Raw genomic sequence first — 24,663 nt, forward strand, 5'->3', positions numbered from 1 at the left:
CGACGGTGGGTTCTAGTTCCGGGCCGCACCTCGGCCAGGAGTGGGGGGCGTCTCTTTCACCAGCTCCTTGAGGTACCGTCCGTAGTCGTTCGGGAGCTTCTGGGCGAGTCGGTCCAGATCTCCGGCGTCGATGAAGCCCTGCCGAAAGGCGACTTCCTCGATGCAGGCGATCTTGAAACCCTGTCGGGCCTCAATGGTCTCGACGTAGTTGGCCGCTTGGATCAACGATTCGATCGTCCCGGTGTCGAGCCAGGCGAAACCTCGGCTGAAGATCTCGACGCGGAGCCGCCGCTCTTCCAGATAAACCCGATTCACATCCGTGATTTCCAGCTCGCCCCGCGGCGACGGCTTCAAGCGGGCGGCGACGTCGACGACTCGATTATCGTAAAAATAGAGTCCGGTCACCGCGTAATGCGACTTCGGACGGGCCGGCTTCTCCTCGATCGAAAGGGCCTCGCCTTGGGCGTCGAACTCGACGACGCCGTAACGCTCGGGGTCCTTGACCGGATAAGCGAAGACGGTCGCCCCGGTCTCGAGGTCGCCGGCGCGGTCGAGCATCGCCTGGAAGCCCTGCCCGTGGAAGATGTTGTCTCCCAGGATGAGCGCCACGTTGTCATCGGCTATGAACTCGCGGCCGATCAAGAAGGCCTGCGCCAGGCCTCCGGGGGTCGGCTGCACGGCGTATTGAATGGAGATGCCGAACTGGGTTCCGTCGCCAAGCACCCGCTCGAAGTTGCCGATGTCCTCGGGGGTGGAGATGAGCAGGATCTCACGAATCCCCGCCATCATCAGCGTCGAGAGCGGGTAGTAAATCATCGGTTTGTCGTAGATCGGCAAGAGCTGTTTGCTGACGGCTCGCGTGATCGGGTAGAGTCGAGTGCCGGCTCCTCCCGCGAGAATGATGCCTTTGCGAAACATGCCTTGTTGGTCCTCAACAAAAGAATTCGACTCGTCGCACCTCGGCCGGAACCGCCGGCGATTCCCGGACCCGCCTGCGGGCGTCCAGGTCTCGGCTTGGAATTCTCGGCCAGACTACCGAGTTGCTTGAAAGAACTCAAACATCCGCCTCGCTTTGCCGGGTCCGGCCAAGGGCAGTACACTGGAAAGGCGACGTCGCATGTTTCTCAGCGACCACAGAGCGCATGCATGTTGAGTTCCGCTCGCACGGCCTGGCCTGAGCTTGAACCGGCCGGGACGCCCGCGTCGCCGCCTCGATCCCTTGGGATCGTTCCTGGTTCTGGCGTTACGGATAGGTCGATCATATGAAGTCGTTCTTGGACGCATGTCGAATGCCCGAGCCTCTCCAACTCGCCGTCGAGGCGGAGGGGATGCAGGAGACTGGCGTGCGGCTTTTGCATCAGCCCTTCGCCCTGATCGGCCGCGACCAGCGAGCCGACGTGCCGCTCGACCACCGACTGGTGAGCCGTCGTCACGTTTATCTTCAGGTCGTCGAAGGGCATGTATTCTGGGTCGACCTGGAAAGCCGGCTCGGAACCTTGGGCTCGGGACGACCTCGAAAGTTCGGCTGGCTCGACGTCGACGAGACGATGCGGATCGGCCCCTACGAGATTCGACGCCTCGTCGGCGGACGTCCGATCCACCACGACGCCGCGCACCACCCCTTGCCCGACGCGGTTCCGCTGGTGGCGAAATCGTACGGGCCGTCGCCCTGGCCCGAGGTGGCCCTCGAGTTCCTCAACGGCCCCTCCCGGTCCGCCGTCTGGCCGATGAATCGGGTCATGTCGCTGGTCGGATCGGCCAGCGGCTGCAAGTTCCGGCTCGCCGATCCCAGCGTCTCGCCCTTCCATTGCAGCCTGCTGCGGACGTCGGTGGGACTCTGGCTCATCGATCTCCTCGGCAGCGACGGCGTCGCGGTTAACAATGCCTCGGTGCGCTACGCGCTCCTGGCCGACGGCGACCTGCTCAAGATCGGCCGGTATCGGATTCGCGTCCGGAGCCGCTTCTTCGACGACGAATCTCGCTCTGATCACCCTGGCGCGATCACGGCTTCTCCTCACCGACCTTCCAGCCACGTTCTTTCCCTCCGCGAGCCCTCGGCCGCCCATGCGGCGCCAGCCGACGCCGTGGAGTTTCCTGCGCTGGGGAGGCCCTCGACTGCGATCTCGCCGCTTTCCTTCGGGCCGCAGATCGCCCGAGCCGAGTTGGTGCCCACGGCTGGCACCGGCTTCTATCCGGCCGGAAGCGAGAAGGCGGAGGTTGAAGCGGCGGTGCTGGTCCCCCTGATGAACCAGTTCGGGATGATGCAGCAGCAGATGCTCGACCAGTTCCAGAACGCGATGGGGATGCTCGTGGAGATGTTCGGCTCGCTCCAGCGCGAGCAGATGGACCTGATCCGCCAGGAGCTCGATCAGCTTCGGGAGGTGACCCGCGAGTTCCAGGAGGTCAAGCTCGAACTGGCGGCCTACACGCGGGATCGAGCCCAGGCGGAGGCTGCGGCTGAGGCGGCCGCCGCCGCTGTCCCCTCGGCCCTGACGGCGAAGGTGAAACCGCTTGTTGCCCAGCCCCAGGAGGTGAGGACGCCCGCCGCCGCGTCGAGCGCGCCCGCTCCAACCGCGTCTCCAAGTCCGGGTCGGTCACCCGCCGCCTCGCTGGCTTCGGCGACTTCGCCCTTGGACGCCTCTCCCTCGGCTGCGACGTCGGCCATGACCTCGCCCGCCAGCATTCCCAAGAAGCGGCCCGGGGAGGGGTCAGGGGTCGACAACGAGCGCGACGTCATGCTCTGGCTCAACCAGCGGGTCGTCACGCTTCAGAACGAGCGCGAGACCCGCTGGCAAAAGATTCTGAAACTGCTCCCCGGCGCCTCCTGAGGGAGACTCGTTCGGCTTCGAAAAGCGAAAGGCTTCTGGACCGGTTCGGTCCAAAAGCCAGGCGGGTGGGACAGGGGGAGTGCGAGGCCCGGACGGCTTGCCTTCAGCAGGCACCCCGGCCGACGATCACCACCACGAAGGTCCGCAGGATGATCCAGAGGTCCCGACCCAGCGACCAGTTCTCGACGTAATCCAGGTCGAGTTCGATCATCCGGGAGTAGTCGACGGAGCTGCGCCCGCCGACTTGCCACGGTCCGGTCAGACCGGGCAGGACCTGCAAGCGACGGCGGTAGGCCTCGGGATTCAAGGATTGAAGCAGCTCGCTGTCGCGAATCTGGAGGGGGCGCGGGCCGACCACGCTCATTTCACCGCGGAGGATGTTGATCAACTGCGGCAGTTCGTCAAGGCTCGAGCGTCGCAGGAAGCGCCCCAAGGGGGTGACCCGCGGGTCGTTTTCCATTTTGAAGAGGACGCCGCCGTGCGATTCGTTGGCGGTTTCCAGCGCGTCGAGCTTCTGCTCGGCGTCGACGACCATGGTCCGGAACTTGATCACCCAGAAGAGCCGCCCCCGATGGCCCCGCCTGAGCTGGCGGAAAAAGATCGGGCCGGGCATTTTCAGGTGGATCAAGAGGGCGACGGCGAGCATCACCGGCGCCAGGAAGAGAAGCCCGATCAAGGCTCCGGCGACGTCGATCGTTCGCTTCACGGCGAACTGGAACGCCTCGACCGTGAGCCAAGCTGGCCGAAGCGAGAGTGAAGCCTGCAACGGGAGCTCATCCTGAGTGATCATCGTCGTCTCATACGGCTCTGAGGGCAAAGACGTCGGCGACAATGGAGACAGGGAGTTCATCGGTGCGGAATCTCCGTTGTGGGATGCCTGGCTGATGTTCTCGGAGGCTACGCGTCACTTGCGGCGGTGGCCACGAATCACTGTTTCGACAACGTCTACAGGTCTGGAACAGGCACAGGGGGGAGTTAATCAGGCACAGCTTAGCATGGGGTCTTCAAATCGTCAACCATTGTGTCGTGCGGCGTCGATTTTTGGAATCAATGTAGAGTTTGAATCCTAAAAGTTCTTGTGGTTTCAGAAAATCAACCAAGAATTTCGGGTGAAGGCACCCTTCTTGCCGGGTGCGTTCCCGTGATTCCTTCTTCGGACGTCATTAGTAGAGGGCGATTGATTCGTGCTTCGGTCCTGGCGAACGGTGGGAGCGAACGAAGCGGGGCACAGCAACTCGGAGCGACGAAAATTGCAAGTTATGTGCCGTGCCGTCCGATTTTCAAGTCCGCAATGGACGTGCTGGGGGTGTCATCCTCGAGTGAATTAAGGAAATTTAATCTTGTGGTGCCCCGGAATCACATGCCGCAAGCGACGGCGTGCGGGACCCCTACGTGGCTGCGATGGTTCTGTGACAGCGCATACGACGACGAAATACCACGGGACGCTACGTCGAGGACGGCATTGTTCCTGATCCCGGTTTCTTTTTCACAACAGCGCGGATTTCGTCGTCGACAGCTCACGGTTGAGGCGTGGGCCGCCTAAGGGAAAGGCACCTGAGGTCGAAACCTCGATCCGGCGCGGTGCTGGTGGGGCGGTTTCAGGTCCTGGCTTTTCGATCGAGGATGGCGGTCGTGCTGAGCCCTGGCACCAGAGGGAGGGCGACGACCTGACCGCCCCGGCGGAGCACGACGTCGGCACCCGCGATCTGGTCGACTGTGTAATCCCCTCCTTTAACCAGGACGTCGGGTTCGAACAGCTCGATCAACGAGACGGGGGTTTCCTCGTCAAAGACGACGACTACATCGACGCAGGCGAGGCCCGCCAGCAGGCTGGCGCGGTTGCTCTGGCCGATGACGGGCCGGGCGTCGCCTTTAAGGCCCTGGACCGAGGAGTCGGAGTTCAGGCCGACGACCAGGAGGTCGCCGAGCCGCTTGGCGCCCTCCAGGCAGGCGAGGTGGCCGGCGTGCAGAAGGTCGAAGCAGCCATTGGTGAAGACGACCTTGCGGCCTCGACGGCGGGCTTCGGCGAGCCGGCGCTGAGCGGCGTTTCGATTCAGGATCTTCGGCGACAGACCTTTCCAGGCGGCCTCCAACTCGGCGGCCTGGACGACGTACGTTCCCGGGTGGCTGACGGCGATCCCGGCGGCCGCGTTGGCGATCCGGCACGATTCCAGGATCGGCCTTCCTGATCCGAGACAGGCCGCCAGGACGGCCACGACGGTGTCGCCGGCGCCGGTGACGTCGGCCACGTCGCGGGTTTGAGAGGGAACGTGGTGGACGTCGCCGGCGGCGGAAAGCGTCATGCCCTCGGGACCTCGGGTGATCAGCATGGCGTCGGTCCTGAGCCGGTCGCGGAGCTGGTCGGCGGCCCTTCCCACGGCTTCGTCGTCCGGCAGGGCGCGGCCGATCGCCCGTTCGGCTTCAATCAGGTTGGGGGTCACGACCGTCGCCTTGGCGTAGACGGAGAAGTCAGCCTTCTTGGGGTCCACGACGCAGGGGACGCCGCGGTGCCGGCAGCGGCCGATGATCTCCCGGGCGACCCGGGGGGTGATCACGCCCTTCTCGTAGTCGGCCAGCACTACAGCGCTCTGGTCGTCGATCAGCGGCAGGACGTGGTCGAGCAAGAGCTGGTCGAGGGCCGCGAATCGGCCGCGGTCGCCGTCGCGGTCGAGCCGCAAGAGCTGCTGATGCGTATCGGAGAGGATTCGGGTTTTGGTGACAGTCGTGAGGTCCGAATGCTCGACGAGGGCGAGGCGTTCGACCCCCTTCGACGCCAAGACCTGCCGGAGCTGCGCCCCCTCCGCGTCGGCCCCGATCAACCCCGCCAGGGTGACGCGGCAGCCGAGGCCCGCGAGCCCGGCGGCGACGTTGCCGGCACCTCCCGGCGTCTGGACTTCGCCGAGCAGGCTGACCACCGGGACGGGCGCCTCGGGCGAGATCCGGCGGACCTGGCCGTGGACATGGCGGTCGAGCATCACGTCGCCGACGACCAAGACGGGGTTCTGGAACATTCGGGTCGAGCCTCCTGCTTGACGAACCGCCGAAAGCCCGGCGACGGGGGCGCCTGGGACTTGCATCCGGGCGGCGAGGCGGCCTGCCCATCCGCTGGGCGGCCCGGCTCCGAGAGCGTCAGACGTTGCGTCTCGGAGCCCAGGCACTCTGTGTACAAGATCGCGGGTCGGCGATCAAGAGCGACGGCGGCTCGGGCCGACGGCCGCCGGTTTCAGTTTGCGACTTCGGCGAACGTCGCGCCGTCGTGCTTCCAGGGAAGTTGAATGCCGAGAACGCCGGGACGCGACTGATCCTGGATGGCCAGATCGCGGAGCGTGAATTCGCAGCAATCGTAGTGGTGGTCGATGACCCCGGCGTATTTCCCGGCACTGCCGACCGTCAGCAAGTAGGTCGTCGCGCCCAGGAGCCGCGCGGGAATGGTGATGTTGAAGGTGTGAACGCCGACGCCGAGCCGTTCGGGGGTTTCGGGATCGAGGTCGCGGATGTCGGAGTAGAGGACCCGGGTGCCTTCCTGGTTCTGAAGGTAGAACGTCAGGTAGCTTTCCGAGATGGGTCTGCGAACCTTGTACTGGAAACGGAGCTGGATCGGCTCGTCGCAACTGAAATCCGAGGCGTGGCCGCCGTCGGCGTGGAGGATCTCGACCGCGAGGAACTGGCAGTCCCTCGCGGGGTCCTCGTCGAACTCGGCGAAGGCGGCGTTCTCGCCGACGCCGGTCTTCATGTATTTCTTGACCACGGCTTCGACGGGGCCGATCATCGTGACCTGGCCGTCTTCGAGCAGGACGCCGTCGTCGCAAAGCTGGCTGAGCGCCCCCATGTTATGGCTGACGAACAGGACGGTCCGGCCGTCGCCCGAGGCGACGTCGCGCATCTTCCCGAGGCATTTCTTCTGGAACGCATAGTCGCCGACCGCGAGCACTTCGTCGACGATCAAGATCTCCGGTTCGAGGTGGGCCGCCACGGCGAAGGCCAGGCGGACGAACATCCCGGACGAGTAGCGTTTCACCGGAGTGTCGAGGAACTTCTCGATCTCGGAGAAGGCGACGATCTCGTCGAACTTGCGGCGGATCTCCACCCGCTTCATACCCAGGATCGCGCCGTTGAGGTAGATGTTCTCTCGGCCGCTGAGTTCGGGATGGAAGCCCGTGCCGACTTCCAGCAGCGAGGCGACCCGACCGCGAAGGTGGATCGACCCGGCGGACGGATCGACGATCCGGCTGAGGATCTTGAGCATGGTCGACTTGCCGGCGCCGTTGCGGCCGATGAGCCCGACGACCTTCCCGCGCGCAACATCGAAGCTGACGTCACGCAGCGCCCAGAACTCCGACCTTTCGAGACGCGGGTTGACTGCGTTGGGACGGAAGCACCGGGTGACCGAGTGCAGGGCGTCGGCGACCGTGTTGCGCAGCGAGAGGCCGGATTCGCCGCGGATGGTGGCGTCCCGGCCGACGCTGTGGCGGAGAATGTAGCGCTTGCTCACGTCGTTGATGCTGATGATCGGTCGACTCATGATGGGAATTCGCGCGTTAAACCAAAGGTTGTGGGTGCTTAAAGGGCCGCGTTAGCGGCAGGCGGCGACGGCTCAGACGAAGTCGGCGAAGAGCCGTTCCGTGCGACGGAAGTAGAAAACAGCGAAGACGAAGCCCAAGACGGCCACCGTGGTCGAGATCAGGAAGCAGGACCAGTACATCGGCGTGCCCAGAATGCACGACCGGAAGGCGTCCACGATCCCGAACATCGGGTTGAGCGACGCGATGAGGCGGTATCTCTCGGGGACGTTGCCAATCGAATAATAGGTCGGAGTGACGAACATCATGATCTGCACGACGAACGGCACGATGTGCTTGAAGTCGCGGTAGAAGAGGGTCAATCCCGAGAGGAGGATGCCGAAGCTTAGAGTCGCGATCATCGTCAGCAGGATGAGAACCGGCAGGAAGACGACTGTCCATTGCGGGGTGATCTGGTAGTAGAGCAGGATTCCACCGTAAAGCAGCATCGTCAGCATGGCGTCGACCAAGAACACGGCGGCGGCCGTGATCGGCAGGAACAGCCGGGGGAAGTACACCTTGGTGACCATGTGCAGCGAGGTGATCAGGCTGTTCGCCGCGGCCGGCATCCCCTGCGAGAAGATCGACCACGGGATCAGGCCCGCGAAGACGCAGACCGGGTACGGCAGGTCCATGGGAGGGGCGATCTTCGCAAACTGGGCCAAGAACACGAAGATCGCCATCATGATCAACGGCTGGAGGACGGCCCAGGCGCCTCCCAGGACCGTCTGCCTGTAACGCGAGGAAATATCGCGCCAGACGAAAAAAACGAGGAGTTCGCGGAAGTCGTAGATTTCATGCCAGTCGATGGCGATCCATCCCGACCTGGGACGGATCACGATCTCGGGGGTCTCGGTCGTCTCGGCGGGAGACGTCGCATCGCGCTTCGCCTCGCCATCCCTTGGAGCGCCGAGGCGTGATTCGGATGGGCGAGATTCAAGCGTCTCTTCGGTTTGAATCATGACCAGGTGCTATTCCATTTCAAGGTGAGGAAGGACGAGCGTCTGACGAGGAGAGTCCGGATCGTGCGGCCGGTCGTCGCCAGCGGTCGAACCCATGAGAATCGCGTGCCGTCGTCGGCTTGAAGCCGTCTAGGCTGGGGGATTCGGCGTTGATTTCAGAGTGATGGCTTTCTCCATGAGGCCGCATCGATTCATCATGCCGAGCCTGCGGTGGCGATCTCCGGAGAACTAAGCTGAAGATACAAGCTCGACCTTCCAAAATAAAGACGACTTAAACCGGCGACACCGTGAGAAAGGATCGCTCCCGACGAAGAAACGCGCCGATGATCGGCGTTCCCTCGCCGCCGAGTCCGTGAAAACGCCCCCCGATGTTTTTCAGGTCGTCGAGCATCGAACCTAACTGATTCTCATTAATGACACCGAGAATTCGTGCTTCCCTTGTCGCATGGATGTGGTTGATCAAGTAGGCCTTAGGCTTAATCATGCGTCATATGAACCATAAGTCGTGATTCTCCATGTTGCGAACCCGCAACGACGAAATCAACGCCCTCGGTCGACGATTGAGATCCGCGAGCCTGCGACTCAATCAGAATAACGAGGCCTTGCACGCGTGCTTTTGTCGTCAGGCCGCATCGACGGGTGAGCTATGGAACGTCCGGGGCTGCGGGCGTCGGTCTCTCTGCATGAGCAAACTACGGTCCGAAGCTCGAATTGTGTCGACGTCCCTGGATGGTCCGGCGCGTCGGGGGCTGGCGCGTCGATCCAGTGGGTTTCGAGGACGCGTCGGCTGTTGATTGCGGCGCGTCGGGTTCGCTATGATTAAGCTTAAGCTCGCGCCCGCTCTGGTCGTGAGCCGGCAGGCTTCCCATCCTGATCCCGGTCCGCGTAGGTATCCAAATCTGTCGCGCGATTCCCGCCGCGAGATTTCATGGTGAATAGGTGTCATGAATCAAATCGGCGTCGTCGCCATCGGTCGCAATGAGGGGGAACGGCTTCGTCGTTGCCTGGAATCAGTTTCAGGTCTTGGCTTGATCCTGGTTTACGTCGATTCGGGGTCGCAAGACGGCAGCATCGAATTGGCGCGTCGTCTGGGCGTCGAGGTCGTCGAGCTCGACCTGTCGAGGCCGTTCTCGGCGGCGAGGGCGCGGAACGAGGGGCTCGAACGCCTGCTTGCGATCGCGCCGGAGGTTTGGTACGTGCACTTCGTCGATGGCGACTGCGAGATTGCTGACGGTTGGATCGACCGAGCCCGCCGCGAGCTGGACGAGCGTCCCGAGGCGGCGGCCGTGTGCGGACGTCTGCGTGAGCGCCATCCCGAGCAAAGCGTCTATAACCGCCTGGCCGATCTTGAGTGGAACACGCCGATCGGCGAGGCGAAGGCTTGCGGCGGCATCGCCGTGATGAGGGTGGCCGCCTTGCGACAGGTCGGCGGATTCGATCCCGATTTGATCGCCGGCGAGGAGCCGGAACTCTGCGTCCGTCTTCGACAAAAGGGATGGCGGATCTTTCGGATCGACGCTGAGATGGCGCTTCACGACATGGCCATGACGCGGTTCCGTCAGTGGTGGAAACGCACGATGCGGACCGGCCACGCCTACGCGGAGGGCGCCGCCTTGCACGGTCGTCCGCCGGAATGCCATTACGTCCGCGAAACCCGAAGCATCGTCGTCTGGGGCCTCGTCGCGCCGCTCTCGTGTCTGGCGCTCGCCTGGCCGACTCGCGGCGCGAGCCTCATGCTGTTGCTCGCCGGCTACGCTTTCCTTTTCTGGCGGGTCCACCGCTATTATCGAGGCCGGAGAGGCTGGAGCCCGGCCGACGCTCGGGCCTTCGCCCTGTTCGTGGTCGTCGGCAAGATCCCGGGCGCCCTCGGCGTGGCGCGATACTGGCTGGGAAAGATTTCCGGCAAGCGGAGTCGGGTCATCGATTTCCGAGGGCCGATTGCGGCGGGGGATTCGCCGGCGTCGTGACCCTTCGGCGGCCGGCTCCTCAGGTGGTCTTGGTCGGAACGGGGCTGGGAGCGGCCATCGCTGGATTTTCGACCTCGCGAACCGCGAAACCGGTGCGAAAGACGCTGTTGCGGAACGAGTCGGCGAGGAAATGCTGGGGGTCGAGGTCCGGCTTGCGCTGGATCGGGCGTCGCAGCCGCCAGACCGCGAATCCGCACAGGAAGGCCGCGTCGGCCAGGGCCGTATACAGCTTGCCGTAATTCTTCAGGAAGAACCGGCGGCGAGCCTGGAACCAATACGTGGGGCGTCGCTTCGGTCGTTGCGGCGTGGACCCCTTGATGCCCGTTGACGCGCCTTCCAGGTGGACGACCTTGCTCTCGGGGACGAACCAGACTTCCCAGCCGGCCCGCTCGGCCCTCAGGCAGATGTCGATGTCGTCGAAATAGGTGTACAGGCCTTCGTCCAGCAGCCCGATCTGTTCGAGCATCGACGTTCGCAGGATCTGACTCGCCCCGGAGACCCATTCGGCTCGGCTGGGCCGCGACGGGTCGACGTCCAGGGGAGGCGCCACCAGCTTCGTGATCACTCCGAGTCGCAGGCCGCGGTCCAGCTCCGAGGCGATCCCCTGGTAGCGGAACGGCGACGCCTGGACCTCGCCCTCAGGAGAAAGCAGTCGGCTGCCCGCGATCCCGGCCTTGGGGTGGGCGTCCATGAAGTCGACTAGCGCGTCGAGAGCGTGTTCCTGAACGATCGTGTCGGCGTTGAGCAGCAGCACGTACTCCGGCGGATCGTCCGATTCGAGAGCGGCGCGGATCACCAGGTTGTTGCCACCGCAGAAGCCGCGGTTGATCTCGACGACCGTCAGGTCGACCCACGATTCCCAGCCGTTTTCGTCGATCGCCCGCCTCAGGCGGTCGGCAGCGTCGCCCCCGGTGCCGTTCTCACAGACCGCCACCCTGGCGCTGGGAATACGGTCGATTTCCCCGCTCAACGAATGCAGGCAATCGATCGTGAGATCGGGGACGCGATAGCAAAGAACAACGACGAGAAGTTTCATGAACTAGGCTCAAGAGGGAGTTGTCGGTTTGACCACGAATACTGTACGGTATTACGGGATTTATAAGGCCATGTGTGACGTCGAACGCTTCCCGACTGCTCGAAAAAACCAAAGTTCAAGACAGGCGTGGGCTGGGAAGAGGATTCCATTGAATCCTCGGATTCCAACCGTGGCAAGTGTGGCCTCGGGGAATTGATCCACCCGCCCCGCGCTCCATCCCCTGGGGGAAAGTCGGTGACAGTCAGCCTCTCGGACGTGCCTGTCTTCGTGCTCTGCGGCGGCCTGGGGACCCGGATCCGAGAGGAGACGGAGCTTCGGCCCAAGCCCATGGTGCCCGTGGGCGCCCGGCCGATCGTCTGGCACATCATGCGGACGTATTCGCACCACGGCTTCCGCCGCTTCATCCTCTGCCTCGGCTACAAGGCCGAAGTCGTCAAGTCGTACTTCCTCAATTACTCGTCGATGAACAGCGACTTCACGGTCGAGCTCAAGAGCAACAACGTCAAGGTCCACTCCGTCGACCACGACCAGGACTGGGAAGTGACGCTGGCCTTCACCGGCGAGCTGACGATGACCGGAGCCCGCGTCGCCCGCGCCGCCTCTAAATACCTGGGGAACGCCTCGCATTTCGCCGTGACCTACGGCGACGGCGTGACCGACGCCAACCTCGCCGACGAATACCGGTTCCATCTCGACGGCAAGAACGTCGGCACCGTCCTGGGCGTCAACCCGCCGTCGAGGTTCGGCGAATTGAAGGTCGAGGGCGACCAGGTCGAGGAGTTCAGCGAGAAGCCCGAGTTCGTCGACAACTGGATCAACGGCGGCTACTTCTTCTTCCAGCGCGAATTCCTCCCCTACCTCAGCCAGGATGAAAGCTGCGTCCTCGAGCGCGAACCCCTGATCCGGCTCGCTCGCGACGGCAAGCTCGACATGTACCGGCACCGCGGCTACTGGGCCTGCATGGACACCCAGCGCGATCTCGAGCAGCTCAACAAGCTTTGGGCCTCGGGTGAGGCCCCCTGGGCCGTCTGATCGGATCGGAACCGCCTCGTCCCCCTCTGCCTACGTACCTTGTTCACTTATTGATTCATTAAAACACCATGAAAATTTTCGTCACTGGTCACAAGGGATACATCGGCGCGCACCTGGTCGATCTGCTCAAGCAGGAGGGCGCCCAGGTCGTCGGCTGCGACGTCGGACTGTTCGAGGGTTGCAACTGGGAGCCGGTGGTCACGGCCGACCGCGACCTCGTCAAGGACGTCCGCGCGATCGAAGCGGCCGACCTCGACGGCTGCGACGCCGTCATGCACCTGGCGGCGATCTCCAACGACCCCATGGGCGACCTCAACGCCCAGCTCACCTTCGACGTCAACCGCGACGCCTCGATCCGCCTCGCCCGGGTCGCCAAGGAGGCCGGCGTCCCCCGGTTTCTGTTCGCCGGCAGTTGCTCGGTCTACGGCCAGGGGGAGAAGCTCGACCTCGACGAGGGCGATCCGCTCAACCCGCTAACCGCCTACGCCCAGTCGAAGATCGAGACCGAGCAAGCCGTCTCGAAGATGGCCGACGCCTCGTTCACGCCGATCTTCCTGCGGAACGCGACGGCCTACGGCCATTCGCCGATGCTCCGGATCGACCTGGTCGTCAACAACCTTCTCGGCTCGGCCCTGTCGTACGGCGAGATCCGGATCCATTCCGACGGCTCCCCCTGGCGCCCCTTGATCCACTGCCGCGACATCGCCCGGGCGTTCATCGCCCTGTCGAAGGCGCCCAAGGACGTCGTCCACAACAAGGCGATCAACGTCGGGGCCAACAGCGAGAACTACCAGGTCCGCGACGTCGGCGACCAGGTCCAGCGGCTGGTCCCCTCGGCCACGGTGGCGTACACCGGCCAGGTCGGGTCCGACCCGCGCAACTACCGCGTGAACTTCGACCTGCTCTACAGCCTCCTGCCCGACTTCAAGCTCCAGTACAACCTGGTCTCCGGCATGGACGAGCTGCACGGCAGGATGGTCGAGCACGGCTTCAGCAAGAAAGACTTCGAGGGCGACCAGTTCGTCCGCCTTCGCACCCTCAAGCACCGCATGGACCGGCTCGGCTGAGCCGGCCCCGACGCGAGGAATTCCATTCCATGATCTTCAACGAGACTCCCATCCCGGGCGCCTTCCTGATCGACGTCGAGAAGCGGGGCGACGACCGCGGCTTCTTCGCGCGGGCCTTCTGCGAGAAGGAGTTCGCCGCCGCCGGCCTCGTGTCGCGGTTCGTGCAGGTCAACAACTCGCTGAGCGCCCAGAAGGGGACGCTTCGCGGCATGCACTACCAGCTCGCGCCGATGGCCGAGACCAAGCTGGTCCGCTGCATCCGAGGGTCGCTGTACGACGTGATCCTCGACCTTCGCAACGACTCGCCGACCTTCGGCAAGAGCTTCGGCGCCGAGTTGTCGGCCGAGAACCGCCGGATGATGTACGTCCCCAAGGGCTTCGCCCACGGCTTCATCACCCTGACCGACGACGCCGAGGCGTTCTACTTCGTCGACGAGTTCTACGGCCCGAACTATGAGCGCGGGGTTCGCTGGAACGATCCGAAGTTCAACATCGAGTGGCCGATCCAGCCGGTCGTACTATCGGAAAAGGACGCCGCCTGGCGCGATTTCGACCCCGCCTGGCACCTCACGGCCTGAAATCCAAGACCCACCATGAAAATACTCTTCACGGGTGCAAGCTCGTTCACGGGATACTGGTTCGTCCGCGAGCTGGCGGCGGCCGGGCACGAGGTGACGGCCGTCTTTCGCGGCAAGCCCGGCGACTACCCCGACGAGGTGCGCCGCAAACGCGCGGCGCTGCTCACGGACGTCTGCCGCCCCGCTTACGGATGCTCGTTCGGCGACGACGCATTCCTGTCGCTGGTCCGCGAAGGGGGCTTCGGCCTCCTTTGCCACCACGCGGCCGACGTGACCAACTACAAGAGCCCTGACTTCGACGCCGTGGGCGCCGTGGCGAACAACACCCGGAACCTGCCGTCGGTGCTCGCCGCGTTCCAGGAGGGGGGCGGCCGGCGGATCGTCCTGACCGGCTCGGCCTTCGAAGGAGGGGAGGGGGCCGGCTCGCAAGGCTCGCCCGATTTCTCGCCCTACGGCTTCTCTAAGCGGCTCACGGCCGAGGTCTTCCGTTTCTACTGCGATCGCGACGGCCTCAGCCTGGGCAAGTTCGTCATCCCCAACCCGTTCGGACCTTATGAGGAGCCCAGGTACACGGCGTACCTCATCAAGAACTGGCTGGCCGGCAAGACGCCTTCGTGCTCGAACCCGCTTTACGTTCGCGACAACATCCACGTTTCGCTGCTGGCGAAGGTCTACGCCCGGTTCGCATCCGAGCTTCCGGAAGCTCCCGGCTTCCTCAGGATCAACCCTCTCGGCTACGCCGAGAGCCAGGGGGCGTTCACGCTCCGGCTCGCGCAGGAGCTGCGTCCGCGGTTCAAGCTGCCCTGCGAGGTCGAGCTCAAGAAGCAGACCGCGTTCCCGGAGCCTCGCGTCCGCATCAACACCGACATTCCCGACGCCGACGCTCTGGGCTGGGACGAGTCGGCCGCCTGGGACGAGCTGGCCGAGTACTATCTGCAAGGCCAGGCCGGCTAACCTCGAAAGTTCATGGAGCGACCGCGATGGACCTTCATCTGAACGGAGACGTCGCCGTCGTCGTGGGAGGTGCGCGGGGGCTCGGACTCGCCATCGCTTCCGCCTTCGTCGCGGAGGGGGCTCAGGTCGCGATCCTCGACCGCGACCCCGACGGGCCGGCCGAGGCCCGGCGGTTGGAGGAGGCGTCCGGGACGCGTTGCGTCGGCTTGGTAGTCGACGCGACCGATTTCGACGCGGTCCGCGGCGCGGCCGACGACGTCCGGGGGCGGCTCGGACGCTGCGATCACGTGGTCTACGCCGCGGGCGTCGGCTCGGGCAAGTTCGGCTTCCCGTTCTGGGAGCTTGATCCCAGCGACTGGGACCGCGTCCTCCGGGTGAACCTGGTCGGCGCAGCCAATATCGCGCATGCGTTCGCCCCGCGAATGGCCGAAGCGAGGACGGGTACGCTGCTGTTCGTGGCGTCGGTCGCCGGCCAGATGGGTTCGCAGACCGACCCGCCCTACAGCGCCTCGAAGGCCGGGCTGATCAACTTCGCTCAGTGCGCGGCCAAGGATCTCGCACCGTTCGGCGTGCGGGTCAACTCACTTTGCCCAGGGATGATCAAGACGGCCCTGAACCGCTCGGTTTACGAAGCCTGGGCCGGGCGGCAAGGCAGGGGGAAGGCCGGCGCCGGCGGGCCGATTCCGTCCTACGAAGAGTGGGCCGGCGAGAAGGTCAAGGCGCTCGTGCCGCTGGGGCGCTGGCAGACGCCGGAGGATGTCGCCGCGATGGCCGTCTTCCTCGCCTCTCCGGCGGCCGGCAACGTCACGGGGCAGACGATCAACGTCGACGGCGGATACGTCATGCACTGGTAGCGAGCGAGGGCGTCCGGGAGTCCGGCGTCGAAGGATTCCGCTCGGCTCGGCCGATCAGCTCTCTGAGCTTGCGGGCCTCGATGGCGATGTTGTGCCGGAGGGCGACGCGCTCTGCCCCCCGTTTTCCCATGCGTTCGAGTTCGTCGAGGGGCGTATCCAGGAGTTCGCGAATCGCTGACGCGAGGGCCTCGGCGGAACCGGGGGGGACGAGCCAGCCGCAGACCCCGGGCTCGACCAGCTCGGGCGTTCCGGCGACCCAGGTGCTGATCACGGGCCGGCCCAGGGCGAGCGATTCCATGATCGCGACGGGCAAGCCTTCGGCGAAGCTCGGCAAGACCAGGGCACGGCTGTCGGTAATGAGGTTGCGGACCTCGGCGTTGCTTTTCCAGCCGGCCAGGCGGACGCAATCCTCCAGCCGATGGCGCTTCACCTGGGCTTCGATTTCGCCGCGCAGCGGGCCGTCGCCGACCAGCGTCAGATCAAACGCGACCCCCTCGGCCCGCAGCCGTCCCGCGGCTTCGAGCAGGACGGGAAGCCCTTTCTGCTCGGCGAAACGTCCCACGCAGACCAGCCGCCGGGCCTCCGGCAACGGGACGTGCGGCGCGTCCAGGAACATCGGGTCCAGGCCGCATCGGACGACCTCGATCTTGGACCATTGATCGTAGGGGACCCAGCGGCAGAGCTGGCTCCGCCCGTGCTCGCTGATTGCGACGGCGAAGGCCGCATCACGGATCTTGAGGTCGAGGCCCAGGGCCAGCGGCTGGTCGAATTCCTCGGGGCCGTGGGTCGTGAAGCTGTACGGCGGGCCGCCGAGCGTCCGGCACAACAACGCCACAGTGGTGGAATTGGTCCCGTAGTGGGCGTGAACGTGGTCCGTCCTCTGCTCGCGATGCCAGTCGAGCAGAACGCACGCCTCGGCCAGGTAGATCAGGTGCCGCGCGAACCCGCGGGCGGAGCTGGAACCGCTTCCCCGGCGTCCCAATCGCCACGCCTGGGCGAGCGCCCGAGCGAACTTGCCGGGCCGTCGGAAGGCCGACGCGACGAGCCCCTTGGCCAGCCCCGACGCCCCGACTTCGAGCACGGCGCGCGTCTTCCGGGCCTCTTCCAGATCGACCGGATCGACGAGCGGCGTGGCCCAGCGGCGCAACGTGAAACGGGCGACCGAAGCGCCTTGGGCCTCGACCTCCATGAGCTCCCGGCGAATGAAGCTCGCGCTGGTCACCGGGTAGGTGTTGACGAGGTAGGCGATCCGCATTGGCCCGGCGGTTGGGGCTTCATATGATGAGTCGATCACGGTCGGGCGAGTTCCTCGCGGGGTTGAAGGCGCCGGCTGTGGTCGTTGAGGATCAGCTCGGCGGCGGCGGCGAAATCGGAAACGGCGAACGCACGTTCGCGGGCCGCTTCAGTCGGCAGTTCCGAGAGCGTCGCGTTCGATCCCACCAGGATGCTTCGGCAGCCGGCGTTCAGGCCGGCGAGCACGTCGCTGATCTGATCGCCCACCATCCACGACGCGTCCAGGTCCAGGTCCAGCTCTTCGGTCGCGCGATGCAACATGCCCGGGCCCGGCTTGCGGTTCGGGTTCTCGATGATAGTGCGGTCGTCGCCGAGGGGGACCTCGGGGCAGTAGTAGATTGCGTCAAGCGCCGCGCCTTCTTCGGCCAGGAGCCGGTTCAGCGCGTCGTGGATCTCATGCAGCCGCGATTCCGTGATCAAACCTCGACCGACGGCCGATTGGTTGGTGATCAAGACGAGCGCGAACCCCGCCCGACGAAGCGCGCCAAGCGCCTGCGAAGCGCCGGGGAGGACGCGCAGGCCGGCGGGGTCGGACAAGTAGGGGACGTTCGCGATCAGGGTGTCGTCGCGGTCCAGGAACACGGCGGGGCGAGCGGACATCGACGAGGAGCTTTCGGATTTCACGGTGTACGGTCCGGGTTGAGCACGCGCGTCAGTCGGCGAGCGGATCAGCCTGGCCTCCGAGTGGGCTCGGCGGCCGCGGGCGAAGTCGCCCCGGCGGCCCGCGACGGATCGGGTTTGTGTAACAGGTCGTGGACGATCATTCGTCCCATGAACCCGGCGTTCCGGGCGTATCGCGAGAAGAGGCGGCGGGGTTCTTGCAGGAGCCGGAACGCCCACTCGAGGCCGGTTCGCTGCATCCAGCGCGGGGCCCGGGCGAACCGTCCCGCGGCGAATTCGAGCGAGGCGCCGACCTGGACGCACACGGGGACGCCCAGACGCTCGTGATTCGCGAAGATCCAGCGTTCCCCCTTCGGCTGGCCGAACGCTACGAAGAGGATGTCGGGGTTCGTGGCGCGGATGCGATCGAGCAACTGTTCGTGTTCCTCGTCGGTCGGCTTGCGGAACGGCGGGCATTCCGTGCCGACCACTTGGAGGCCGGGATACCGCTCCCTTAATTTGTCGGCGGCCTCCTCGGCCACCCCTTCCGGGGCGCCAAGGAAGAACAGCCGCCGGCCCTTCCGGGCCGAGAGGTCGCAAAGATGGAAGATCAGATCGGACCCCGCGACCCGCTCGGGCAGCGGCGTCGGGCGCTTCCGCGCCGCCCAAACCACGGGCGCGCCGTCGGCGAGGATGAACGCGGCCCGCTCGTTAATCGGGCCGAGGTCCGGATGGTCCCTCGTCAGCATCACGTAGTGAAGATTCGCCGTGATGAAATAGGAGGGACGCCGTTCTTCGATCAGGGCGTCGATCGCATTAACGGTCTCTTCAAGCGTCATCGGCGCGAAGGGCACGCCCCATATCCAAACCCGCTTGTTCACGACCTGGGCCCCACGAGGCCCATGGGCTTCCGCGCGTAACCCTCGTCGGCCTCGAACAGCCATGACAAGATCCAGATTTCCAGGCCCACCAGCACGAGGGCCAGCGGCATCATGAGATATCCCGACCAGTCGTGAGCCAGTTCCTTCGCCCGGGCGCCTTCGATGTAATAGTAGCACCAGCCCGTCGCGACGATCCGGGAGACGTTGCTGATGAGCGCGATCGGGAAGGCGCTGAGCAGGATGACGATCCGCTTCCAGACCGGCATGTCGATGAGGATGACCGTCGCGGTCACCGTCGCGGCGAGCGTCATCAGCATCGAGAGCCCGTTGCAGGCCATGGCCACTTCAAGCTGCTTGGGGCCGTGCGGCGTGCCGAGCGTGATCACGTTCCCTTCGGCGACGACCCACAGCCCACTGAGTTGCATCACGAAGCAACTGCCCGTCGTGGCGATTCGCTGCAAGGGGAGTGAGACGAGCGAGTTCATCGACGTGGGGAGCGGAAACATGAACACGAGGAAGGCGATCGCCGGCCAGGCTCGCGCGAGCAGCGGCCAGCCTCCCAGGGCGAACACGAGGCACGCGGCCACGGGAAGGATGCTGACGGTCTCAACCCACTGCATGCTCCACTCGTAGGCCACCGCTCGGCCCAGCAGGCAGGCGCCGAGCAGAGCCCAGCTCCAGACCGGGGCCCGGAACGACGTCCAGTCGTAATTCCAATCGGAGAGCCTGCGCCAGAGGATCATGACCGCGATCGGGACGACCAGGAAGCCGTGCGAATAGTTCGGCTCGGTGTTCCAGATGAAGATCAGATGGCGGAAATTCGGTGCGTACGCCCAGGCTATCAGCAGCGTTCCCACGATCGCCGCGGGCAGCCAGGGCCAGGCTTGAAGCGTGAACGGGCTCGGCGGCGCGGAGGGCCCGCGGGGGCTGTTCCGATCCGCCGGGGAGGCCTGAGGATTGACCAGGGGGAAGTGGGCCAAGGCTGGACTCCTCGCGAGTCGAAATCGAAGGAAGCGGAGAGGGCGACCGGCCGGCGTTGCGCCTGTCAGTCGAGGAAACCCCGTGATCTCCCGGAAACACTAGCTTGTGACCGGCTCGTTTGCAACGGACGCGCGCGACACGACCGTCGTCGGTCGGGCCGCCCTGGAACGGCTTCGTCGACCCGCGATCGTCGGCTTGTACGACGATCGCGGGCCGACGTGTCGGATCGGACGGATCAGGTCGTGGGCGACGCGTCCGGCTCTCCATAGCCCGATCGGCCGCGACTATAGGAATAGCGGCCGTAGTACGCGTCGGACGATTTCATGCCGTTGATCACGGTTCCCAGGACGGGAATTCCCGCGTTGGTCAACTGGCGGCGGGCGCGCTCGACCTGGGGGGCGCGACTGATGTCGTATCGCGAAGCAAGTACGGCACCGTCGGTCCAGCGGCCCATGATCAGACCATCGGGGACCGGCAGCACCGGGGGCGAGTCGATGATGATCAGGTCGTACATCTGGCGAAGCCGGGCGATCATCATCCCGAAATTCCGCCCCTGGAAAAGCCGGCTGGTGTCCGCCACCGGCGTCCCGGCGCAGAGCAGGTGGAACGTCCCGCCTTGGACGGGGATGGCGACGTCTTCGACGTTTGCTTCTTCCTTCAGAACATCGCTTAGACCGAGCCCCTCGGGGATGTCGAGCAGGCTGCAGAGGGAACCGCGTCGCAGGTCGGCGTCGATCAGCAGGGTCGAGTGCCCGGCGTGGCCGCAACGGGCGGCCAGTTGCGCCGCCAGCGTCGTCTTGCCTTCGCCGCCGATGGCGCTGGTGATCAGCACGCAACGACCCAGGCCGACTTCCGGATGGTCGCCGCAAACGGCGAATCGCAAATGGTCGAGCCGCTGGATGAAGCGGTCGATCTGATCGTCCTCCGCCGGGCCGTTCAGCTTGTTCGATGCACGAACCATGGGCAGCGGCGGCAGCGAGAAGACCTCCGACTGCACCCGGGTTGAGAGCGCGTCGGGGTCGGCCACGCGCTCGGCCTTGACCTCGAGCAACGCGAAGAGTCCGAGCACCAGGCACAGGATCACGCTCGGGACGATGACGACGTACTTGATTCGCTTGTTGTTCGTCGGCTCGCTGACGGCTATGGCCGCGTCGATCAGCCCGACGTCCACATCCGTGGTGCCCGCGAACTTGAGGTTCTCGAACTTCTCGGAAATGTGTTTGTACTGCTCCACCAGGGTCTCGATGTCGGCCTTGAGTCGTTCGGCCGCATACGTGTCGGATTGCGTCGCCTTCCGCTCGATTTCCATCGACAGGACCAACTGGTTGAGCGTGTCGAGCTGATGCCGCGACAGCTCCACCCGCGCCCGCAGGGCTTCAATCGTCAGGGCGTTCGTCGCGACCGTCCCAGACCCGGCGGCCGCGGCCGAGGCCGCGAACGAGGCGTCCTCGGCCATCACCAGTTGGCGGATCTCGCCGTAGCGTTCGTCCCAGAGGCTGTTGTACTTCGCCATCAACTGAGCCTTGCGCTTCTCGGCGGCCTGGCGGGCCGGGTCGTAACCTTTACGGGCCACGCCCACGGTGTGGGCCAGCTCCTCGTCCGTCTCCAGGATTTGCTGGATCAGGCTGGCGACCGAGGGGTCGCGCCGGAACGTCTCGTTGATCCGAGCTTCAAGCTGCGATTTCTGGAACCCCGTCGTTTCGGCGACCTCGGAATCTTGCTCCTGGGAATCCGCCACCCGCTTCTGGAGGGCGAATTCCAGCTCATTCAACTCAAGCTTCTTTTTCAGGATGTCCGCCTTGAAGTTGCGGTACTGCTCGATGGAGAACTTCTCAATGGAGGCGTCCTTGGTCTGAGGGGCCGGATCGCTGCCCTGGGTCTTTGTGGATTCCTTTGGTTTGCTTTCGCCGGCGGACTGACCGTTGACATTGCCCCGTTCCACGATCTCTTTGAGCGCCTCGACCTTCTCTTCTTTGTCCTTTTTCAGTCTATCCAAATAAACGGTCAAACGTTTCAGGTGGCTCTCGTCGCGACTTTGCTGCACATCTTTATAGGATCGCAGATAGGACGCCACGACCGCGTTGACGATCGCGGCTGCTTCATGAGCGTCCGTCGAATCAAAGGATACTTGAATGTGAACCGTGCCGTCCTTGTTCTTGACCTTGAGCTTCTGCCTGAGGTCCGTCAGCTTATCCGTAGAGTTTTTGATGAAGGGGAGTTCGGCGACCGTGCTGTCGCCGATCGCCGGCTTGAGCACGGTGTTGGTGGTGATGAATGCGATTTGGGTTCCAATGAAGCGTTCGATGGGCTGGGCTTGCGCGTTCGAATTCTGTTGGCCGTAGAGGCTGAGCTGCGTGGGCTCGGCGCGGATCGTGCTCACGGCTTCGTAGGTCGGTTGGATCTGGCTGTAAATCAGATAATCCAAGGGCGCCGACACGACCGCCCAGAGCAAGAGGATGCGCCACCAGTTGCGGGCCAAACCACGCAACACCCCCTGCGGGCTGATCTGAACCGAGGAAGACACGGTCGTGAGATCGTATGCGTGGCGATTGGCCGCGCTCATCGCCGGTAGATGCGACGACGACGACGAGGGCAACCGCGCCGGCAAGAGCGAATCGTTGCTGTCGGTAGTGTCCATCAGAGGGTACTCAAGGGTAGTGGATTAGCAGAATGAACTTCCATCCAGCGGTGCTCCCGCCCCGATGATCGCTCAGGGAGGAGTCATCGAAGTTAGAAAATTTCGCCGCTGTCGCGGTTGCTCGTCGTGGGAGGAACATTCAGTCGATCGCCGAGCCGAACCTGGGATATGCCATCTCCGACGGCGCATTTCAGCACCCGGCTCGATCTGAGTCGCCCATGGTCAGCGGGCTCAGCTTCGCCTTGAAAACCGTCTCCGTCAGACTGTAATCAATCCCATTCAATCTCGTCAAATTAAATCCACGTCGCGAGCCTACGTCGTCAACAGATCTCATCATGTCTTGCGGGGTGCGGGAGTGGGTGTTTGATTCGTTTCGTCTGGCATGAAGGCGGAACGCCCCGAAATCGCTTGGCCATGGCCCCGGCGTTCGACGGTCCCAGGATTCCGAAAATCTTAAGAGATTCCATCCTGTTTGGATAACGCATTTCGACTGGGTGATGCAGAACTCGGCTGATCCTTCCCCTATAATAAGAGGATGCGGTGACCGACGCGCTTCCCTTCTTAAGTTTAGGTGTCGATTCCGCCGCGGGCTTCGCGGTTACTCGGATTTCGAGGGTTGATGGTGAGTTCGAGAAACAGTTCTCCTTGGCGTGATTCCTGAGCTACACTTTCGATGAAAGGCTGATCGGGTCGTCCGATCGTGCCCATCTCGTGCTCGGTGGTTTGACCAAGACCCGTCTTATCGATGAATGAAGCAGGATGCGCCGGCTTCAGCGTGAAGGCGCGCGCGTTTTCAAGCGACCGCATCGAGAAAGACGGAGTTTGGATCAACACGGCGACGAGCCTCGCCGACAGAAAATGACGGGCGGCGAGCCAAGTCTGTGACTGGGAATCGGCTGGAAACGTCGAGCCCTTGGGAATGGATCATGGGCCAAGGCGTTGGGATCGACCGATCGCTCAGGTGCGGGCTGACTCGCGTGGAAGGACGCTCTGTTCCTTCGACGGAATCACGAAAGAAAGGGCCGGCGGCCATGATAGTACTATTTCCGGCGACCACGTCGCGAACCTCCCACTCCGTCTCCGAGCCGTCCGCCGGCGCATCCCCTTCACGCGCAACGGATTGGGGTGCCCGCATCGTCCAGATCAGCCTGGCGATCTACCTCCTCCCCGTCCTTGTCTTGCTCTTCATGATCGGGGGAGTTGGAATCGCGGCCGTCGGACTGGTCGTCCTGGCGGCCAAGGTGCTGCGTTGGGGGGGGCGCTCGCGCGGTGTCGAGGGGGAGGAAGACGCCTTCCGGTCGTGAGCGACGACCGCCCCGGTTTTCAACCCGGGTCGCGCGCAGTCCTCGATCCAGGCGGTTTCCGTTCGCCCGCGCTTAAACGAGTGGGAGGGGGGGCGATGCCCACCCTCCCTAAATCTTTTGGCGTCAATATTTTTGGGGGCAATAGCGGGGCGTGAATACCGCGGGGCAGCCTTGCGAGTCGTCCGTCATCGAAGGAGAGGGGAAGGCTTTCACTTCCCAGCCGGGCCCGCGGCGGCGGTCGTCGCCACGACCGCGGGCGAGGCGGCGGAGTCTGGCGCGGATCGCTTCTCAATCTCTTCGACCAAGCTGGCCAGCAGGCTTTGCGCCGGGCTGTCGCCGAGCTGGGCGGTTTTGACGCGCCGTTCGATCTGGATCTTGAACATCCCCGGGAAGTAACGGAATTGTTTCCACTGGCTTCCCATCTCGGATCGCCATTGGCCCGCGTTGCGGAAGGAATAGTAGACCTCTTGCAACATGGTCGCTCCACCTAGCGACTTGCCGTAGAGAGCTTCGCGGAAAGCCACCGAACGCGATGCGCCTTCGAGGGGGATCTGGACCTCGCGTGACGGGATCACGGTCTTGAAGCCCGACGCCGGGTAGCAAATATCGGGTGTGTGCCCCCAGACGGCGTCCGCCGGTCCGTAGAGCACGAGCACGGTGACCCGCTCGCCGCTCTGGTCGTCGGCGTACGTCCTGAGCACGTGGTCGGTCGACCCGGCGAGCTTCGCGATCTCGGGGTCCAGGACCGTCTCGGCGCCTTCCAGCGCGCGCCAGGTCCCCAATAGGTTGGGGATGTCCTTCAGCGGGAACGGCGAATTCTTGCTCTGGCTCCCGATGCTGAGGAATTGCAATTCGCGCCAGTAGCGAACCGCGCCGGAGAGGCCGAGCAACACGCAGACCATCACGATCCATCGATGATTGGCCTTGGCCGCGCTCAGGAACTTCGAAAGCTCGCCCGGTGTTTGGGACTGAGTTAGCGGGGGGGCTGGTTGATCGATCAGGGCATGATCCATAATCGCAAGCTCGTTTCGTTAAGTTGCTTTATGTTCTGGAGTCGGCTGCGAGCGCGCGGGGCACCCCCTCATGGACTATGTCATACACAGATCCTGCCTCGCAAGGGGCGTCGACA

Annotated in this window: 22 protein-coding genes; 8 read left to right on the forward strand and 14 right to left on the reverse strand. The window is 64.3% G+C overall.

The window, feature by feature from the left end; all coding sequences use genetic code 11:
- Positions 1 to 12: 12 nt before the first annotated feature.
- Positions 13 to 918, reverse strand: a complete 906-nt coding sequence (gene rfbA, locus BSF38_RS29100) for a glucose-1-phosphate thymidylyltransferase RfbA (RefSeq protein WP_076351646.1) — start codon at positions 916 to 918, stop codon at positions 13 to 15.
- A 371-nt stretch (positions 919 to 1,289) separates the two neighbouring features.
- Here rfbA and BSF38_RS29105 point away from each other — a divergent pair, with 371 nt between their 5' ends.
- Complete coding sequence (locus BSF38_RS29105) at positions 1,290 to 2,828, forward strand: FHA domain-containing protein (protein ID WP_076351648.1); 1,539 nt, start codon at positions 1,290 to 1,292, stop codon at positions 2,826 to 2,828.
- Positions 2,829 to 2,931: 103 nt separating this feature from the next.
- Here the strand turns inward: BSF38_RS29105 and BSF38_RS29110 are convergent, their stop codons facing one another.
- From BSF38_RS29110 to BSF38_RS31055, 5 genes are all read right to left on the reverse strand, one after another.
- On the reverse strand, positions 2,932 to 3,618 hold the full coding sequence (locus tag BSF38_RS29110) for a sugar transferase (protein ID WP_083714041.1): 687 nt from the start codon (positions 3,616 to 3,618) through the stop codon (positions 2,932 to 2,934).
- Positions 3,619 to 4,426: 808 nt separating this feature from the next.
- Positions 4,427 to 5,839: a D-glycero-beta-D-manno-heptose 1-phosphate adenylyltransferase gene (rfaE2, locus tag BSF38_RS29115; protein ID WP_076351650.1), complete on the reverse strand. Its 1,413-nt coding sequence runs from the start codon at positions 5,837 to 5,839 to the stop codon at positions 4,427 to 4,429.
- 212 nt (positions 5,840 to 6,051) lie between these two features.
- Positions 6,052 to 7,350 (reverse strand): ABC transporter ATP-binding protein, encoded by a 1,299-nt coding sequence (locus BSF38_RS29120; RefSeq protein WP_076351652.1) that lies wholly within the window; start codon positions 7,348 to 7,350, stop codon positions 6,052 to 6,054.
- A gap of 72 nt (positions 7,351 to 7,422) precedes the next feature.
- A complete protein-coding gene (locus BSF38_RS29125) occupies positions 7,423 to 8,349 on the reverse strand; it encodes an ABC transporter permease (RefSeq protein ID WP_083714042.1) in 927 nt (308 codons plus the stop codon).
- A gap of 271 nt (positions 8,350 to 8,620) precedes the next feature.
- Complete coding sequence (locus BSF38_RS31055; protein ID WP_145952403.1) at positions 8,621 to 8,833, reverse strand: hypothetical protein; 213 nt, start codon at positions 8,831 to 8,833, stop codon at positions 8,621 to 8,623.
- A 460-nt stretch (positions 8,834 to 9,293) separates the two neighbouring features.
- On the opposite strand from BSF38_RS31055, the gene BSF38_RS29130 reads away from it, so the two are divergent.
- Positions 9,294 to 10,316 carry a glycosyltransferase gene (locus BSF38_RS29130; protein ID WP_076351654.1) on the forward strand — a complete coding sequence of 341 codons (1,023 nt, stop codon included), beginning with the start codon at positions 9,294 to 9,296 and terminating at the stop codon, positions 10,314 to 10,316.
- Between the two features lie 19 nt (positions 10,317 to 10,335).
- Here BSF38_RS29130 and BSF38_RS29135 read toward each other — a convergent pair whose 3' ends face one another.
- Complete coding sequence (locus BSF38_RS29135) at positions 10,336 to 11,352, reverse strand: glycosyltransferase family 2 protein (protein WP_076351656.1); 1,017 nt, start codon at positions 11,350 to 11,352, stop codon at positions 10,336 to 10,338.
- A gap of 234 nt (positions 11,353 to 11,586) precedes the next feature.
- Here BSF38_RS29135 and BSF38_RS29140 point away from each other — a divergent pair, with 234 nt between their 5' ends.
- The 5 genes from BSF38_RS29140 to BSF38_RS29160 all read left to right on the forward strand — a co-directional run bounded on the left by BSF38_RS29140 (position 11,587) and on the right by BSF38_RS29160 (position 15,837).
- On the forward strand, positions 11,587 to 12,384 hold the full coding sequence (locus BSF38_RS29140; RefSeq protein WP_099092137.1) for a glucose-1-phosphate cytidylyltransferase: 798 nt from the start codon (positions 11,587 to 11,589) through the stop codon (positions 12,382 to 12,384).
- Positions 12,385 to 12,452: 68 nt separating this feature from the next.
- On the forward strand, positions 12,453 to 13,451 hold the full coding sequence (locus BSF38_RS29145; RefSeq protein WP_076351660.1) for an NAD-dependent epimerase/dehydratase family protein: 999 nt from the start codon (positions 12,453 to 12,455) through the stop codon (positions 13,449 to 13,451).
- Positions 13,452 to 13,480: 29 nt separating this feature from the next.
- Complete coding sequence (gene rfbC / locus BSF38_RS29150) at positions 13,481 to 14,029, forward strand: dTDP-4-dehydrorhamnose 3,5-epimerase (RefSeq protein ID WP_076351662.1); 549 nt, start codon at positions 13,481 to 13,483, stop codon at positions 14,027 to 14,029.
- Between the two features lie 15 nt (positions 14,030 to 14,044).
- Positions 14,045 to 14,983 (forward strand): NAD-dependent epimerase/dehydratase family protein, encoded by a 939-nt coding sequence (locus tag BSF38_RS29155; RefSeq protein WP_076351664.1) that lies wholly within the window; start codon positions 14,045 to 14,047, stop codon positions 14,981 to 14,983.
- A 26-nt stretch (positions 14,984 to 15,009) separates the two neighbouring features.
- Positions 15,010 to 15,837, forward strand: a complete 828-nt coding sequence (locus tag BSF38_RS29160) for an SDR family NAD(P)-dependent oxidoreductase (protein WP_076351666.1) — start codon at positions 15,010 to 15,012, stop codon at positions 15,835 to 15,837.
- Here BSF38_RS29160 and BSF38_RS29165 read toward each other — a convergent pair.
- The 6 genes from BSF38_RS29165 to BSF38_RS29190 all read right to left on the reverse strand — a co-directional run bounded on the left by BSF38_RS29165 (position 15,824) and on the right by BSF38_RS29190 (position 23,064).
- A complete protein-coding gene (locus BSF38_RS29165) occupies positions 15,824 to 17,092 on the reverse strand; it encodes a glycosyltransferase (RefSeq protein WP_076351668.1) in 1,269 nt (422 codons plus the stop codon). The two genes, BSF38_RS29160 and BSF38_RS29165, sit on opposite strands and share 14 nt — an antisense overlap.
- A gap of 35 nt (positions 17,093 to 17,127) precedes the next feature.
- Positions 17,128 to 17,754 carry a D-glycero-alpha-D-manno-heptose-1,7-bisphosphate 7-phosphatase gene (locus BSF38_RS29170; RefSeq protein ID WP_210405755.1) on the reverse strand — a complete coding sequence of 209 codons (627 nt, stop codon included), beginning with the start codon at positions 17,752 to 17,754 and terminating at the stop codon, positions 17,128 to 17,130.
- Positions 17,755 to 17,798: 44 nt separating this feature from the next.
- Positions 17,799 to 18,584 carry a WecB/TagA/CpsF family glycosyltransferase gene (locus BSF38_RS29175; RefSeq protein WP_076351670.1) on the reverse strand — a complete coding sequence of 262 codons (786 nt, stop codon included), beginning with the start codon at positions 18,582 to 18,584 and terminating at the stop codon, positions 17,799 to 17,801.
- 23 nt (positions 18,585 to 18,607) lie between these two features.
- On the reverse strand, positions 18,608 to 19,591 hold the full coding sequence (locus BSF38_RS29180; RefSeq protein ID WP_076351672.1) for an exosortase/archaeosortase family protein: 984 nt from the start codon (positions 19,589 to 19,591) through the stop codon (positions 18,608 to 18,610).
- A 236-nt stretch (positions 19,592 to 19,827) separates the two neighbouring features.
- Positions 19,828 to 22,230, reverse strand: a complete 2,403-nt coding sequence (locus BSF38_RS29185; protein WP_076351674.1) for an exopolysaccharide transport family protein — start codon at positions 22,228 to 22,230, stop codon at positions 19,828 to 19,830.
- Between the two features lie 567 nt (positions 22,231 to 22,797).
- Positions 22,798 to 23,064 (reverse strand): hypothetical protein, encoded by a 267-nt coding sequence (locus tag BSF38_RS29190; protein WP_145952404.1) that lies wholly within the window; start codon positions 23,062 to 23,064, stop codon positions 22,798 to 22,800.
- A gap of 197 nt (positions 23,065 to 23,261) precedes the next feature.
- On the opposite strand from BSF38_RS29190, the gene BSF38_RS29195 reads away from it, so the two are divergent.
- Positions 23,262 to 23,534 (forward strand): hypothetical protein, encoded by a 273-nt coding sequence (locus BSF38_RS29195; RefSeq protein ID WP_076351678.1) that lies wholly within the window; start codon positions 23,262 to 23,264, stop codon positions 23,532 to 23,534.
- 209 nt (positions 23,535 to 23,743) lie between these two features.
- Here the strand turns inward: BSF38_RS29195 and BSF38_RS29200 are convergent, their stop codons facing one another.
- Positions 23,744 to 24,547, reverse strand: coding sequence for an exosortase-associated EpsI family protein (locus BSF38_RS29200; protein WP_076351680.1), 804 nt, complete (start codon positions 24,545 to 24,547; stop codon positions 23,744 to 23,746).
- Between the last annotated feature and the right edge of the window lie 116 nt (positions 24,548 to 24,663).

The sequence above is a fragment of the Paludisphaera borealis genome (assembly GCF_001956985.1).
GTDB lineage: Bacteria > Planctomycetota > Planctomycetia > Isosphaerales > Isosphaeraceae > Paludisphaera > Paludisphaera borealis.